The following is a 16,047-nucleotide window of genomic DNA, read 5'->3' on the forward strand; positions in this document are numbered from 1 at the left end:
TCACCGGGCCGGATCGGCTACGGACTCGTAGTCGGGGAGCCGGTCGGTGGCCTTCGGGGACATGATGCGCTCCATGCCGGACATCGACTCGAGCAGCGGCAGGCGGGTGACGGCGTTGCGCACGGCCATGCCCAGCCGGGTCTTCGGCACCATCAGCCGAAGGTTGGGTCCGACCTGTTGTTTGCGGGTGATCAGGGGACGGTGCGACCGCTCGTACCGGTCGAAGGCGATGCGATGGTCACCGGCGGCGGCCGCCAGCTCCCCGGCGAGCCGGTAGGCCCCGATCAGAGCGATCTCCGCACCCGCCCCCGAGACCGGTGAGGCACAGTAGGCCGCGTCGCCGACGAGGACGACCCGCCCGCTGGACCACGAGTCCATGCGGACCTGACCGAGCGCGTCGATGTAGGCGTCCGGGTCGGCGAGGACGCCCGCGAGCAATCCCGGTACGCGCCAGTCGTTCTCGTCGCCGAACTCGGCCGAGAGCAGGGCGCGGGCCGCTTGCTGGTCGCGCAGGTCGATGTCGCGTCGGGGGCTGCGGAACATGAAGTAGGCCTTGGCCTGCGGGTGGTTGCCCGATCGGTAGACGCCGGTCATGCGGCCGGGGGTGTTGAACAGGGTGACCCACCGGTCGGGGCCCAGCTCCGCGTCGGCATTGCCGAAGGCGAAGTAGTGGTCCAGGAAGCGCACGTAGTCCGATTCCGGCCCGAAGGCCAGTGTGCGGACCGTGGAGTGCAAGCCGTCCGCGCCGACCACCAGGTCGAAGCGGCGGGCGGGTCCGTTCACGAAGGTGACGGTCACGCCGTCGTCGTCCTGATCCAGCGCCGTGATGGCGTCGTCGAAGAGGTATTCGACTGCGCCGGAGGTGATGTCGTGCAGCATCCGCACCAGGTCGCCGCGCATGATCTCGACCTCGGCGCTGCCGTTCTCGTTCTTGATGCCCTCGATGTCGATGCGGGAGATCTCGCGGCCGTCGGCGCGGACGAACCGCATGCCGACCACATCGGCCGCCGCCTCGCGCACCCGCGGCATGATGCCCATCTTCTCGGCGACCTCGATCGCCTGGTCGCGAATGTCCACGCCTTGGCCGCCGGTCCGCAGCCGCGCCGCCCGCTCGACCACGGTCGGCCGGAATCCGTGGCGGGCGAGCCAATACGCCAGAGCCTGGCCCGCGATCCCGGCGCCGGAAATCAGAATTCGCTCTCTCGACATGATGACTACCCCTATCTCAAAAATACTGACCAACGGTCAGTCTCGACTGTAGGCCACTGACCGATGGTCAGTCAACGGGTAGGGTGCTGGGGCATGACCGACGACTCACGGGCCCGCATCCTTCGCACCGCGCTCACACTGTTCGTCGAGCGCGGGTATCACGCGGTGTCGGTGCGGGAGATCGCCGAGCAGGTCGGTCTGACGAAAACCGCCGTGCTCTACCATTTCCCGAGCAAGAGCGACATCGTCGCCGCCCTGGTCGAGCCCTTGCTGGCCGAGACCGAGGCCCTGCTCGAATCGATTCAGACCCTCCCGGACTCGGCCGAACGGCGATGGGCCGTGGTGGAAGGACTCATCGACACCTGGCTGCGGCACGCGCGGGTGCTGCGGATACAGCTGCACGACGAGGCGCTGTCCGCCGACAACGCGACCTATGCCCGGCTGCGCGACATCGCGCTGGCCGCCCAGGAGGTGATCGCCGGACCCGAGGCCGACTTCGCCGAGCGGGTGCGGGCCACGCAGGTGTACGCCGCGCTCAGCGACCCGGTGGTCATCTTCGCCGACCATCCCGAGCCGGAGCTGCGCGCCGCGATTCTCGCGGGCGCGCAACAACTCCTGAACACGCCGCCGCCCCGGCGCACCACCACCCCCGCCCGAGCGCCCGAGACACCGCGCCGCCGTCCGGCCCGGGGCCGTCCCGGCGCGATGACCTCGACGATGGTGGCCTCCGCCCAGCGCATGCGGGATGCGGGCGACCACACCGTCGACGAGATCGCCGCCGAGCTGGGCGTGTCCCGCGCGACCGTCTATCGGTATCTCGCCACGCCCACCGGCGACGGCTCCGAGACGGCAACGTGAGACATTTTTGAGACGCGCTCGCGAATCCGGGCGGCGAGATCGCTCCGCCCACAGGCGCACCCGAATGGCGCATATACGACTTGTCTCATTTGAGACAAATCCACACGAGATGAGCGCGGTCACTGTCGCGTGATCAGGGGGTGCGCACCCGTGGCGGGAACCCGCGAGAGCACCGACTCGGTAGCCGCGTTTACGGTGTTCAGCGGCCCTTCACAGGGGTAGCTGGAGGGGTGCTGAGAACTGTTCGACAAGGCCTGCCGGGACACCGCGAGGAGGGGGTAAACCCGGGCGCCGGGCGGCGGGTTGCTGCGGAGGGGGCGGCAAGCCCCTGAAAGTTCGGGGCGACTGCACGGGGGGTTTGCGGATATTCTGCTGCGTGATCGACGCCCGGCCTTGCCGACTTTCGGTTTCGCCGGGCGTTTTTGTGTTCCCTGGGAGGGCATAGTGTCAACCACCGAAGTGGCGCCGGAGCCGGTCGCCGTCGAACCGGTCGCCGATCGGCGGGTGCATCCGTTCGCGTGGAAGGGCGTCCTGGCGGTTTCGCTGGGGTTCGCCGCCGTGCTCGGCCTCCCCGCGGCTCGGATCAATTACTTCGGCGACGAGCTGTACTTCTTGGCGGCTGGGCGTCGGCTCGCGTGGGCCTACCCGGATCAGGGTCCGCTGGCGCCTTTCGTGGCGCACGTGATGGATCTGATCGCGCCGGGTTCGGTACTGGCGCTGCGCATTCCGGCACTGCTGCTGATGGCCGCCGCGGCGGTCGTCGCGGCCGCCACCGCGCGGGAGCTGGGCGCGAGCGCGCGGTATCAGGTGCTGGCCGCGACGGCGTACGCGGTGTCACCGCTGGCGTTCAACCAGATGCAGCTGATCACGCTGACCTTCGACATCCCCTTGCAGGCGGCCATCATCTGGCTGCTCATCCGCTGGGTGCGCACGCGGCAGGACTACCTGCTGATCGTCGCGGGCGTGGCCGCCGCGCTGGCGTTCCAGGCGAAGTGGATGATGCCCGGCGTGTGGGCGCTGCTCGGCCTGGGCGTGCTGATCGCGGGCCCGCGCGAATTGCTGCGCCGCCCGGCGCTGTACGTCGGGACCGCGATCCTGACGCTGTCGATGGTCCCCGGCATCGTGTGGCAGGTGCAGCACGGCTGGGTGGAATCGCAGATGACCGAGATCATCGCCCAGGAGCAGTACGCCGCCAATACCGGTCCGCTGATCTGCGCGATCGAGATCGCCGTCCAGTGCGGTCTGCTCGGCGGCCTGCTCAGCATCTTCGGCCTGTGGGGCCTCACCCGGCTGGAGGCGTTGCGCCCCTACCGTTTCGCGCTGATCGCGGGCCTGGGCCTGCTGATCATCGTCCTGGTGGAGAACGGCCGCTCCTACTACGTGGCGGGCTTCTGGCCCGCCCTGGTCGGCGCGGGCGCGTTCGCGTTGAGCACGGTCGAGGCGCGAAAGCAGATCAGCAAGTGGGTCAATGCCGTGGCGGTGCTGTCGGCGGTCATGTTCACGGCGTGGATGGCCTCGATCCCGGTCCCCTACAGCTGGGAGTGGGCGCGCGACTTCACCGGCATCGACAAGCCGATCACCGACCAGGCGCAGTACTGGCAGCGTGAATCGCTCACCGGCCCGGCCGGATACGAGACCTTCACCAAGGCGGTCGCCGACGCGGTGGCCGGACTGCCGGAGGCCGAGCGCAACAACACCGCCGTGGTCGCCGCCGCCTACGTGCAGGCCAGCGCGCTGGAGGAATTCGGCCGCGACCACAACCTGCCGCCGGTGTTCAGCCCGAACCGCGGCTTCGGCTACTTCGGCCCGCCGTCGGACTCCTACCGCACCATCGTCTACCTGTCGGTGGACGGCGTGGGCGACAAGGACTTCCTGGCCCAGTTCAACTCCACCACCGAGGTCACCAAGATCAACGACCCGAACGGCCTGCCCGGCCTGGAGCGCCTGATGACCGTCTACGTGTGCCGCGAACCCAAGCACCCGTGGGCCGACGTGTGGCCGGGCCTGCAGACCCTCACCTTCCCCAGCGGAATCTGAGAGTCCACGGACTCGGCCGGCTGCGGGGAGTCAGCCTTGTTGAGCCAGACGAACGAAAGCGGCGGTATCGAGCGTCTCACCGCGCGCGGTGGGCGCGATACCGGCCGCGGTGAGACGATTCTCGGCCTCCGCGGCCGAGCCCGCCCAGCCCGCGAGGGCCGCGCGCAGGGTCTTGCGGCGCTGCGCGAAGGCCGCGTCGACCACGGTGAACACCCGCTGCCGGAAGGCGTCGTCCTGCGGCCAGGGCGCGTCGTCGAACCGGTCGATGCGGACCAGCCCGGATTCCACCTGCGGCACCGGCCAGAAGATCTGGCGGCCAACGGTTCCGGCGCGCCGCACGCTGCCGTAGAAGCCCGCCTTCACGCTGGGCACGCCGTAGATGCGCCCGCCCGGCGTGGCCGCCAGCCGATCCGCGACCTCGAGCTGCACCATGACCAGCGTGGTCCGGATGCTCGGGAATTCGGCCAGCAGGTGCAGCAGCACCGGCACCGCGACGTTGTAGGGCAGGTTGGCGACCAGCGCGGTCGGCTCGGCGGGCAGGTCGGCGTGGGTGACCTTCATGGCGTCCATGGGCACCACGGTGAGCCGGTCCGCGAGTTCGGGAGCGCGCGCCCCGACGGTCTGCGGCAGATGCGTGGCCAGCGTCGGATCGATTTCGACGGCGATGACGCGATCCACCACGTCGAGCAGGGCGAGTGTCAGCGATCCGAGACCGGGCCCGACTTCGAGCACGGTGTCTCCGCGTGTCACGCCGGCGGTGGCGACGATGCGGCGCATCGTATTGGCATCGTGGACGAAATTCTGCCCCAACTGCTTGGTCGGGCGGACCCCGAATCGCTCGGCGAGCTCACGCACTTCGGCGGGGCCCAGCAGGGCTGCTTTTCCACGACCGGCGACTTCGGGTTCGGACATTCTGGAAAACCTATCAAGCTGGGCGGATCACTCGCGCCGACACCCCGGTCAGGACACGGTCGGCGCGGCGCGGATGCGGTCGGTGAGCCCGCCGAGGCCGGCGCCGCGGTCATCCGCCGCAGCGCCGCTACGGCGTGGCGGACGCGCGCGTCGGACCAAAAACCCCATCACTCAGGGCTTTTCGCCCTATGCCCGGGTAGCGTCGCCACCCGGCAACCACGACCTTGGAGGAGAGTGCATGCCCGCTCGGCGGATTCGACGGTTCGTTCTGGGCGCGACGCTGGTGACCGCGGCCGCCACCCTGCCCGCGGGCCCGGTGCACGCGGAAGCGCCCGTCGCGCCGGATCGGTTCACGCATCAGACGCTGAACTGGCAGGCATGCAATGACAAGATCCTGGACAAGGCGGGCGCGCAGTGCGCGGGCGTGGTCGTCCCGCTCGACTACGCCGATCCCGGCGGCCGCACCCTGACCCTGGGCATCTCCCGGGTCCAGGCCACCGATCCGGAGCGCCGTCGCGGCATCCTGCTGACCAATCCGGGTGGTCCGGGCGGCCAGGGCCTGCGCATGCCCGCCAACTACCTGACGAACCTGTCCGACGACGTGCGCGCCCAATACGACATCATCGGCATGGACCCGCGCGGCATCGGCCGGTCCGACAAGGTCAACTGCACGATCCCGATTCCCACCATTCTGTTCTCGGCGGGCTTCGACGTCCTCGGCTTCGCCCGCGACGCCACCGTGGCCGCGGCCATGGCGAGCGCCTGCGTGGCCACCGACCCCGGCAAGATCCGCCACATCACCACCCGCAACACCGCCCGCGACATGGATGTCATCCGGAGCGTGCTGAGCGAGCAGAAGATCAACTTCTTCGGCGCCTCCTACGGCACCTACCTGGGCGCGGTCTACACCCAGCTGTTCGGCGACCGCGTCGACCGCATGGTCCTCGACTCCCCCATCGACCCGGACCGCTACTACATCGGCCTCTACCAGGACATGGGCGCGATCAACGAATGGGCGCTCGACGACTGGGCGACCTGGGCGGCCCGCCACGACGACCTCTACCACTTCGGCACCACCCCCGAGGCGGTGCGCGGCTGGGTCGAGGACCTGATCCGCCGGTCCGCGGGCCACGAGATCTACGGCAGCGGCTTCCTCGTCGACGAGCACACCATCCCGATGATTCTGGTTGCGCTGCTGCCCAATCCGCAGTTCAACCCGAACCTCGCCGAGATCCTCACCATGGTGGCCAGCGGCGTCGCGGGCGGCCCGATCGACATGGACGCCCTCCAGGCCAAGATCTTCTCGGTGGTGCCGCTGGACGCCGCCGCCATGGCCGCCATCATGTGCGGCGACAAGGCCGCGCCGCGCGATCCCGCCTGGTACTACAAGAACGTCGAGGCCACCCGGGCGTCGCAGCCGGTGTTCGGCGCGTTCGCCAACAACATCACCGCCTGCGCCTTCTGGCCGGACCCGGTGGAGCAGCCCACCGAGATCGGCAACGACACCCCGGTGCTGATGCTGGCCAATGTCCACGACACCCGCACCGCCTACTCCGAGGGCCTGGCGCTGCACGCGAAACTCCCGAAGTCGCGACTGATCACCCTGGCGGACACCAGAATTCACGCGTCGTTCCGCGACGATCTGAGCCCGTGCGTGAACGATGCCGTGAACACCTACCTGGCCACCGGCGTCCGCCCGGACACGGACATCACCTGCGCGCCCGACTACAACTGGTTCCCGAAGTAGCCGGTCCGGGCCGGACCGCCCCGGCTCAGGGCAGGGTGGGGGTGGACAGGATGCGATCGGTGAAGGCGCCGATCGCATCCCACATGGCCGGGTTCAGCTGGGTGTGGCTGCCGGTGCCGACCACGGTGGAGAAGTCGACCCCGTTGGCGGCGAACTGCGCGGCCAGCGCGGCGTGCAGCGGGGAGGGCACGGTGGTGTCGGTCGCGTTGACCAGCAACAGGATCGGCGCGTCGTAGCCGGTGACCGGCACGGTCATGTACTGGTTCATGGCGGCCTGGAACGCGGGATCGTTGAGCGGCCGCGACAGCATGTCGCCGATGCCCATGCCCTCGACCTTCTTCATGATGTCGAGGAAGCACAGACTCTGCGACTCGTCGAGCGCCTGGCGGCCGCGCTCGGTGAGGAAGCTGTCGACGTTCGCCTGCGGGTGGGTGGCGCGCAGGCCGGCCAGCATGCTGACCACGAAACCGTTGACCGCGGTTCCGGCCTGGCCCGGGATCTCCGGCATCCACGGGCCGACGAACGGGGTGATCTTCTCCAGATCCGATTCCGGGTCGACGGTGATGGTGCCGCGGAAGTCCAGATCCGGTGCGGTGGCGGCCTGCAGGTGCGCGGTGCCCAGCGCCGCCTGGCCGCCCTGCGAGAAGCCGGTGACCGCCCAGCTGCGCGACAGCGAGGGATTCAGTGCGCGAGCGGCTTTCAGCAGGTCGATGGTCGAGCCGGCCTCGGTGCTGATCTCGAGGTACGGGTGCGGGCCGGTGTCGAAGCGGCCCAGGCCGAGGTAGTCGGGGGCGACCACGGCGAAGCCCTTGTTCACCAGGTACTGCAGGAATTTGTCCTCGGTGGCCCGGGTGATGTGGGTGGTGTCGGTCTGACCGCCGCAGCCCGGTCCCATGCCGGAGGTGCCGTGGTCGTAGGCCATGATCGGCCAGCCGCCCTCGGGCGCGGGGCCGGGCGGAACGAACAGCGCGCCACTGGCTTTCACCGGTTCGCCGTTGGAGCGGGTGGTCCAGTAGTCGATGAAGGTGCCGTCGGACAGGCCGCGGAAGCCGTCCGACGCGGGCGTGGTGGCGAAGGCGGTGCCGGGATAGGCCTGTGCCGGAGCGCCGGGGATCACCAGCAGGGCGCCGGCGGCCGCGAGAGCCGTCGTGCACACACGAGTACGCCAACCAACCGAACGCATGAATCCTCCATCAGATCCCGACCCTCATTGCCCGAACACATACGGCGAAGGAGTTTATCTACTGGACTGTCGTTCAAATATGTGAACACTCTGGCAAATAGCCGACGAGTATCCGGCGCACACCCCATTGACGGGCTTTGAAACTTGTTCTAATTTCTCGCCATGTCGAGCAGATACGAAGGTCGTCGAGTCATTGTCACCGGAGCGGGATCGGGCATCGGCCAGGGCGTGGCCCTGCGCCTGCTCGCCGAGGGGGCCCAGCTGGTCGCCGCGGATGTGAACGAGGCCGGACTGGCCGCCACCGTCGACGCCGCCCCCGCCGCGCAGCGCGAACGCCTGCGCACCCTCACCATCGACATCGCGGACCAGGACTCGGTCCGCGCGGTCACCGCCGAGGCCCTCGAATTCCTCGGCGGCCTGGACGTTCTGGTCAATGCCGCGGGCATCCTGCGCGCCGCGCACACCCACGAGATGCCGCTCGAGGACTGGAACAAGGTCATCTCGGTCAATCTGACCGGTACCTTCCTGATGATCCGGTCCGCCCTGCCCGCGCTCATCGAATCCGGCCACGGCGTGATCGTGAACTTCTCCTCCACCTCCGCGTTCGGGTCCAACCCGTATATGGCGGCGTACTCCGCGTCCAAGGCGGGCGTGAACGCGCTGACCCACTCCATCGCGCTGGAATACGTGAAGAAGGGCCTGCGCGCGGTCAATATCGTGCCCGGCGGCATCAGCTCCGGCATCACCTCCGGTCTGGCGCTGCCCGCCGACGCGGACTGGTCACTCATGGCGCGGCTGCCCGGCTGGATCGAGGGCGGCGCGCTGGGCAAGCCGGAGGACATCGCGGGCGTGGTCGCCATGGCCGCCTCCGACGACGGCCGCTACATGACCGGCACCGAGCTGCGGGTCGACGGCGGCGCGCTGATGTAGCGGGCCCGATTTCAATCGGGACCAGTCGGTACGGAGTTAGGCTGGCAAGCACTTCCTAGCCACGAACATCGGACCCGGACGGAGAGTCATGGGAAACCGGCGGAGTTTCGGAGTGCTTGTCGCCACCGTGGGATTGACAGCGGCGGTGGGATGCGAGTCCTCGAAGGACTCGGGTGGATCGAAGGAATCCACCAGCGGGTCCCCGGAATCGAATGGATCCAAGGAACCGGCGTACGCCGCGACGCTGCGCCCGCTCATCACGAAACTGATGAAGGACAACGTCATTCCGGGCGCCGTCGTCATGATCACCTCGCCCAAGGAAGGGAACTGGAAGGCCGCCTTCGGGACCGGGACCCTCGGCGAGGACGACCCGATCAGAGTGGACGACCATTTCCGGATCGGCAGCAATACCAAGACCATGACCGTCACGGTCCTCATGCAGCTCGCCCAGGAGGGCAAGCTCTCCCTCGACGATCCGATCGACAAGCACTGGCCGGGAGTGCCCAACGGCGACAAGATCACCCTCGCCCAGCTCGCCGAAATGCGCAGCGGCCTCTACAACTACACCTTCGACCGCGACCTGAGCGTCGAGGTCGACAAGGACCCGCAGAAGGTGTGGACCCCCGAGGAGCTGCTGGCCATCGCCTTCGCGCACCCGGTCCGATTCCCGCCGGGCGAGAAGTTCGAATACAGCAATACCAACACCATCCTGCTCGGTCTGGTCATCGAGAAGGTCGCGAAGATGCCGCTGGCGGATGCCCTACGCCAGCGCATCTTCGAGCCGCTCGGGCTGAAGAACACCTCGTTCCCGGCGGTGTCCGACTCCTCGATCCCGGATCCGCACCCGCAGGGCTACACCTTCGGCACCATGGTCTCCACCATCGACACCTACGCCCTGCCCCCGGACCAGCGGGCGGCGGCGCTGGCGGGCACCCTGCAACCGAACAACTCGACCACCTCGAGCCCCTCCTGGGCCTGGGCCGCCGGGGCCGCGATCTCGACGGTGGAGGACATGACCACCTTCACCAAGGCGCTCGTCGAGGGCAAGCTGCTCGACGCCGAGTTCCAGAAGATGCGGATGGACAGCATCCAGCCGATCAACCCGGACCTTCCGGCATTGGCGGGATACGGCCTGGGCCTGGTGCGATTCGGTGAACACCAGTTCGGGCACGACGGCCAGCTCCCGGGCTTCATGAGTTACATGGCGTCGGACCCGGATTCCAAGCTCACCATCGTGGTCGCCACCAACCTGGCGGCGGTGCCCTCGGGCGATGGATCGGCCCTGGTGCTGGTGAAGGCCATGCTGCCGACCTTCTACGGCCCCAACGTCCTGTCCGGAAACGATCCGGCACAACGCGATAGCGGTACCAGCACCACCGCCGCCTCGCCTACCGAGTCGACGCCGTGGACGACGACACCGCGGTAATCATCGCCGGAGCCGGACCCGTCGGCCTGACCGCGGCCATCGAACTGCGCCGCCGGGGCGTACCGTGCCGGATCCTCGACCCGCTGCTCGAACCACCGCAGTACGCGAAGGCCGTCGGCATCCAGCCGCGCGCGCTGGAGGTGTTCGAGCAGATGGGGGTCGTGCGGGAAATCCTCGACGCCGCAATACCGTTGCGCGGGCAACTCGCCTATGTCAACGGCGAACCGGACGGGCGGATGGAGCTGACGCTGCCGCCGGACGTGCCGTTCGGATTCGTCGGGCTGCCGCAGTACGAGACCGAGCGGATCCTGCGGGACCGGCTGACCGGACTCGGCGGCGTCATCGAACGCGGTACGCGGGTAACGGCTTTCGCACAGGACGCCGACGGGGTCACGGTCACGTCGGAGAACGGGAGCGGCGCCGCGACCACGCGCGCGGGGTATCTCGTCGGCTGCGACGGCGCGCACAGCACGGTCCGCAAGGCGCTGGGATTGTCGTTCGAAGGGGCCGCGTTCGCCGAGCAGTACATGCTCGGCGATGTGGAACTCGGCTGGAACATGCCGCGCGGCTACAACATTCGCGCCAGCCACCGGACCGACGGCGTCGTCGACGACGTCCTGGTCTGCATCCCGCTGCCCGGCCTGCACCGGTACCGCATCTCCATGCTGCTGCCCGACGGCCACTCGGGCGAGCAGACCGGCGACAGCGTCGAGCACGGCTTCACCACCGGGTGGACGCCCGAAATCGACGACCTGCAAGCGGTCGTCGACCGGCTCGCCCCCGAACCGGCGCGGGTCTCGCATCTGCGCTGGTCCTCGGTCTTCCGGATCAGCCACCGGATCGTCGACTCCTACGGTCACGGCAGGGTTTTCGTGGCCGGCGACGCCGCCCACATCCATCCGCCCACCGGCGCGCAGGGCATGAACACCGGCATCCAGGACGCGCACAACCTGGCGTGGAAACTGGCGCTGGCCGTCCGCGGCGACGCCTCCCCCGCCCTGCTCGGCTCCTACGACGCCGAACGCCGCCCGGTCGGCGAGGAGGTCGTGGGCCGCACCGTCCGCAGCGCCCGCGAAGGCATCGGCGCGGACTCCACCGACCCCGAATACGTGCTGCGCCGCGAAGCCCAGCTACTCATCGACTACGCGGGCAGCCCGATCGTGGCGGCCTCCCCGGCCGACGAACCCGCGCCGCGCGCCGGGGCCCGCGCTCCCGACGCCCGCGGCCTCACCCGCGCCGCCGTCGCCTTCGACCTCCGGCTGCTCCCCTTGCTGGACGGCACCCGCCACACCCTGCTGTTGTACGCGGACGACACCACCGCCGACTCCGACCTGCGCGCGCTGGAAGAGCTGGCCACCACCGCGATCGCCGCCGCCCGCTGCCACCTGAACGTCTATCTGATCGCCACCCCCGGCGCCGTGGCGGACGCGACCACCCTCCCGCTGATCCGCGACACCGCGGGCGAATTCGCGCGCGCCTACCGGGCGGCGCGGCGGTCGGCCTTCGTCATCCGGCCCGACGGGTACCTGGGCTACGCCCGGCGCGCGGCCGACATCGCGGACCTGATGACCTATCTCGAATCCACTTTCCGCTGACCATGTCGCGGGAGAGATCTTCGGTAACACCCTGATTCGCGGAACCGACATCCCCGGTGAGTGTCCGCTGTCCGCACTCGCGGGACAGCCGTTCGACCCGATCGCCGTGGCTGTCCGGGCCGATGAGGGGTCCGGACTAGCTGATTCCCAGCCGCGACGTGCACGCGGGCCACGCACCCCAGCCCTGGCGGGCGCGGGTCACCTCGGCGATGGCGATCTGCTCCTCGCGCGTGGCCATATCGGCGCGAGGCGCGTAACGGGTGCCGCCCTGCCGTTCCCAGGTGCTCTGGTCGAACTGGATGCCGCCGAAATAGCCGTTGCCCGTATTGATCGCCCAGTTGCCGCCGGATTCACAGCTGGCCAGGGCGTCCCAGGTACGGCCGTCCTTGACCTCCGGAACCTCGGTGCCGGGCTTGGCGCCGCGGCGCACGGTCTTGGGTTGCGCGGGGACGATCACGGTGGACTTGATCGGATCCTTGCCCGCCTCTTGGCCGTTCACGATGGAGACCGCGAAAGTCACGTCCTGCGTGCCCGGTACGCCCGCGTTCTCGACGATCGTGCGGCTCATATTGAGCGACTGATCCTCGATGGTGTTCTCCGGCGGATCCAGCGGCACCCGCTCGGTGCGGTTCTGCACGATCTTGCGGGTGACGGTGATCTTCATGCCCTCGGTGAGCGGGGTGTTCGCGGCCGGGACCACGAAATCCTGATTCACCAGCGGGCGGCCCTGCACCTGGAGCAGTTCCCCGACGGTCGGCGCGGCCAGCCGGACCAGGGCGGGGGCGAAACCGTTGTCGCTCAGCTCGACCGTGCGCGGGTTGGTGATCAGCAGCTGCGCGCCCAGCAGCGGCAGCGGCGTCGGGCGCGCGGGCGAGGTGTAGACGTCGCCGGGCAGATTCAGCTTCACCACGGCCTCGGCCACGGTGAGCGCGGTGGTCCACGCCTTGGACGGGGTGCCGTCCACGATCAGCGCGACCTCGCGGGCCCGGTTCAGCGTGATGGTGGAGCCGTCGCTGATGCGCGCACCCGCCGACGGGGACACGTCGTCGCGGCCGGAGATGCCGTAGCCGGCGTCCGCCAGCGCGCCGCGCACATCGCCGCGCATGGTGGACACGACGAAATCCTTGCCGTCGACGACGAAGGTCACCTGTTTCTTGCTCATGATGGCGACGCCCGCACCGACGATGAGCGTGACGAGCATCGCCGCGATCGCCCCGTACAACATCGGGGAACGCGACGAGTTGATCTTCGCCAAAGCGTGCATCGGAAATCCCGGCATGGTCACAATACGATAACGAGGGGGTCAGTGAATCACAACCACTCGCGGCAGTGCTGCGGGAACGAGGGTCACGACCCGGTATCGAACCGCAGGTGAATCACGATCGCGGCAGATCTTAGTGAGCCAAGCCACACCGATTCAACTCGTGCCGATGGCAACGCGGGAATCGCGCGATGACGAAAAAGGTGCGGTGGCCGCGTTTCCGCGGCCCCCGCAGATCCCGTAGACGCGGGCGTCAGATCCCGTAGACGCGGCGCGCGTTCGCCGTGGTGATCTTGGCCAGCTGCGCCGGATCCTGCTCCCGCAGCTCCGCCAGCGCGCGCAGCGTGTACGGCAGCATGTAGGACTCGTTCGGCGCGCCCCGGAACGGATGCGGCGTCAGGTACGGCGCGTCGGTTTCCACCAGAATCAGTTCGTCCGGAACCAGTTTCGCGGCCTCCCGCAATTCGTGCGCATTCTTGAAACTGACCGTGCCCGAGAAACTCAGTACGAAGCCCTGTTCCACGCACGCCATCGCCATGTTCGGGTCCGAGGAGAAGCAGTGGAAGATCACCTCGTCCGGCGCACCCTCGTCGATCAGCACGGCCAGCAGGTCGTGATCGGCCTCGCGGTTGTGGATCATGAGCGGCTTGCCCAGCCGTTTGGCCAGGTCGATGTGCCAGCGGAAGCCCTCGACCTGCTCCTCGATATCGGCGCAGCCCTCCAGTTTGCCCGGCCAGTAGTAGTCCAGGCCGGTCTCGCCGACCGCGACCACGCGCGGATCGGCAGCCAGCTGCTCCAGCTCGGCCTTGGCGGCGTCGTCGAGGTGGTTGGCGCGGGTCGGATGCAGCGCGACGGCGGCGTACACGCGGTCGTCCCAGTGGGCGGCGCGCACCGCGAAGCGGGCCGCCTCCAGGTCGTCGGCGACCGTCACCAGTTCCCGGACGCCGACCTCCCGGGCCCGGTCCACCAGCGCCGCAACCGATTCCGGATCGGTGGCCCCGCAGGCGTCGATGTGGGTGTGCGCGTCGATCAGCGGCGACAGCGGCTCCGGCGGCTCGGGCGCAGGTCGGCGGCTACTCATGGACGGGGATATTCACGCGAGCGACGTAGGACACGCAGATAGAGTAGACACACCATGAGCGCATCCGATCGCCCCGCCTTTTACGTCACCACGGCCATCGCGTACCCGAACGGCGCACCGCACATCGGGCACGCCTACGAGTACATCTCCTCCGATGCCCTGGCCCGCTTCAAACGGCTGGACGGCTTCGATGTGTTCTACATGACCGGCACCGACGAGCACGGCCAGAAGGTGCAGCAGGCCGCCAAGGCCGCCGGGCTCTCGGAGCAGGAGTACGCCTCGCGCAACTCCGACGTCTTCGAGAACATGGACAAGGCGCTCGACATCTCCTTCGACCGCTTCATCCGCACCACCGACGAGGACCACCTCGCCGCGTCGGTCGCGATCTGGGAGCAGATGGTCGCCGCGGGCGATATCTACCTCGACACCTACGCCGGCTGGTACTCGGTGCGCGACGAGGCGTTCTACACCGAGGAGGAGACCACCGTCCTCGAGGACGGCACCCGCATCTCCACCGACACCAAGACCCCGGTGGAGTGGACCGAGGAGTCGAACTACTTCTTCCGCCTGTCCAAGTACCAGGACAAGCTGCTCGAACTGTACGAGACGCAGCCGGAGTTCATCGCGCCCGCGACGCGGCGCAACGAGATCGTCTCGTATGTGAAGGCCGGTCTGAAGGATCTGTCGATCTCGCGCACCACCTTCGACTGGGGCGTTCCGGTGCCCGGGCACCCCGATCACGTCATGTACGTGTGGGTGGACGCGCTCACCAACTACCTCACCGGCGCGGGCTACCCCGACACCTCCTCGGGCTCGTTCCAGAAGTATTGGCCCGCGGATCTGCACATCATCGGCAAGGACATCTCGCGGTTCCACACCGTGTACTGGCCCGCGTTCCTGATGAGCGCCGGAATCGCGCTGCCGAAGCGGGTTTTCGTGCACGGCTTCGTCAACTACAAGGGCGAGAAGATGTCCAAGTCGGTCGGCAATGTGGTCGACCCGATGGAGCTGGTCGACACCTTCGGCCTGGACGCCGTCCGCTTCTTCCTGCTGCGGGAGATCTCCTACGGCCAGGACGGCTCCTACAGCGAAGAGGCGATCATCGGCCGGATCAACTCCGACCTGGCCAACGAGTACGGCAACCTGGCCCAGCGCTGCCTGAAGATGGTCGGCCGCGACTTCGCCGGTGTGGTCCCGACCCCCGGTGAGTTCACCGAGGACGACAAGGCCCTGCTGGACCGCGCCAACGGCCTGCTCGAGAAGGTCCGCGCCGAATTCGACCAGCAGCAGATCCATCTCGGCCTGGAACAGCTGTGGCTCACCCTCGGCGAGACCAACCGCTACTTCTCCGCCCAGGCCCCCTGGACCCTGGCCAAGGCCGGCACCCCCGAGGACACCGCCCGCGAAGGCACCATCCTCTACGTGACCATGGAAGTCCTGCGCATCGTCTCGATCCTGGTCCAGCCGGTGATCCCCGCGTCGGCAGGCAAGATCCTCGACCTGCTGGCCGCTCCCGACCGCACCTTCGCCGACGTCTCCACCCCGCTGGTCCCGGGCACGGCTCTCCCCGAGCCGGAAGTCGTCTTCCCGAAGTACGTGACCCCCAAGTAATGCGAGATCCGGTGCCGCCCGCCCCCCTTCGGCGGGCGGTCACCGAGTCGTCACACCCGTATCCACCACGGGTGGAGATTCCCCTCCGAACTCCACCGGCACCGGAACGGGAATGCCGCGAGAAAACGCGAAACTGCCCGATCCGAAGCACGGGCTCGGACCGGGCAGCAGCAGTTTGATCTCGCCGAACAAGCATC

12 protein-coding genes are annotated in these 16,047 nt (G+C 68.5%); 7 read left to right on the forward strand and 5 right to left on the reverse strand.

Features of this window, described 5'->3' with window-relative positions; translation table 11 throughout:
• Positions 1-1,209 carry an FAD-dependent monooxygenase gene (locus ACQPYY_RS29670; protein ID WP_433591809.1) on the reverse strand — a complete coding sequence of 403 codons (1,209 nt, stop codon included), beginning with the start codon at positions 1,207-1,209 and terminating at the stop codon, positions 1-3.
• 93 nt (positions 1,210-1,302) lie between these two features.
• On the opposite strand from ACQPYY_RS29670, the gene ACQPYY_RS29675 reads away from it, so the two are divergent.
• Positions 1,303-2,067: a TetR family transcriptional regulator gene (locus tag ACQPYY_RS29675; protein ID WP_433591810.1), complete on the forward strand. Its 765-nt coding sequence runs from the start codon at positions 1,303-1,305 to the stop codon at positions 2,065-2,067.
• A 444-nt stretch (positions 2,068-2,511) separates the two neighbouring features.
• Positions 2,512-4,104, forward strand: coding sequence for an ArnT family glycosyltransferase (locus ACQPYY_RS29680; protein WP_433591811.1), 1,593 nt, complete (start codon positions 2,512-2,514; stop codon positions 4,102-4,104).
• Between the two features lie 30 nt (positions 4,105-4,134).
• Here ACQPYY_RS29680 and rsmA read toward each other — a convergent pair whose 3' ends face one another.
• Complete coding sequence (gene rsmA / locus ACQPYY_RS29685) at positions 4,135-5,016, reverse strand: 16S rRNA (adenine(1518)-N(6)/adenine(1519)-N(6))-dimethyltransferase RsmA (RefSeq protein WP_433591812.1); 882 nt, start codon at positions 5,014-5,016, stop codon at positions 4,135-4,137.
• Positions 5,017-5,254: 238 nt separating this feature from the next.
• Here rsmA and ACQPYY_RS29690 point away from each other — a divergent pair, with 238 nt between their 5' ends.
• On the forward strand, positions 5,255-6,763 hold the full coding sequence (locus ACQPYY_RS29690; protein ID WP_433591813.1) for an alpha/beta fold hydrolase: 1,509 nt from the start codon (positions 5,255-5,257) through the stop codon (positions 6,761-6,763).
• Positions 6,764-6,788: 25 nt separating this feature from the next.
• Here the strand turns inward: ACQPYY_RS29690 and ACQPYY_RS29695 are convergent, their stop codons facing one another.
• On the reverse strand, positions 6,789-7,946 hold the full coding sequence (locus tag ACQPYY_RS29695; RefSeq protein ID WP_433591814.1) for an alpha/beta hydrolase family protein: 1,158 nt from the start codon (positions 7,944-7,946) through the stop codon (positions 6,789-6,791).
• A 162-nt stretch (positions 7,947-8,108) separates the two neighbouring features.
• Here ACQPYY_RS29695 and ACQPYY_RS29700 point away from each other — a divergent pair, with 162 nt between their 5' ends.
• The 3 genes from ACQPYY_RS29700 (at position 8,109) to ACQPYY_RS29710 (ending at position 11,897) form a co-directional block, all read left to right on the forward strand.
• Positions 8,109-8,876, forward strand: a complete 768-nt coding sequence (locus ACQPYY_RS29700) for an SDR family NAD(P)-dependent oxidoreductase (RefSeq protein ID WP_433591815.1) — start codon at positions 8,109-8,111, stop codon at positions 8,874-8,876.
• 112 nt (positions 8,877-8,988) lie between these two features.
• Positions 8,989-10,302: a serine hydrolase domain-containing protein gene (locus ACQPYY_RS29705; RefSeq protein ID WP_433591816.1), complete on the forward strand. Its 1,314-nt coding sequence runs from the start codon at positions 8,989-8,991 to the stop codon at positions 10,300-10,302.
• Positions 10,281-11,897, forward strand: a complete 1,617-nt coding sequence (locus ACQPYY_RS29710) for an FAD-dependent monooxygenase (protein WP_433591817.1) — start codon at positions 10,281-10,283, stop codon at positions 11,895-11,897. Before ACQPYY_RS29705 ends, ACQPYY_RS29710 begins: the two co-directional genes overlap by 22 nt.
• A 136-nt stretch (positions 11,898-12,033) precedes the next feature.
• Here ACQPYY_RS29710 and ACQPYY_RS29715 read toward each other — a convergent pair whose 3' ends face one another.
• Together ACQPYY_RS29715 and ACQPYY_RS29720 are read right to left on the reverse strand one after the other, a co-directional pair.
• Positions 12,034-13,161 (reverse strand): transglycosylase family protein, encoded by a 1,128-nt coding sequence (locus tag ACQPYY_RS29715; RefSeq protein WP_433591818.1) that lies wholly within the window; start codon positions 13,159-13,161, stop codon positions 12,034-12,036.
• A gap of 250 nt (positions 13,162-13,411) precedes the next feature.
• Complete coding sequence (locus ACQPYY_RS29720; RefSeq protein ID WP_433591819.1) at positions 13,412-14,239, reverse strand: TatD family hydrolase; 828 nt, start codon at positions 14,237-14,239, stop codon at positions 13,412-13,414.
• Between the two features lie 54 nt (positions 14,240-14,293).
• Here ACQPYY_RS29720 and metG point away from each other — a divergent pair, with 54 nt between their 5' ends.
• Positions 14,294-15,850 (forward strand): methionine--tRNA ligase, encoded by a 1,557-nt coding sequence (metG, locus tag ACQPYY_RS29725; RefSeq protein ID WP_433591820.1) that lies wholly within the window; start codon positions 14,294-14,296, stop codon positions 15,848-15,850.
• Positions 15,851-16,047: the final 197 nt, after the last annotated feature.

This window comes from Nocardia sp. CA-145437, from assembly GCF_050956485.1.
Lineage (GTDB): Bacteria > Actinomycetota > Actinomycetes > Mycobacteriales > Mycobacteriaceae > Nocardia.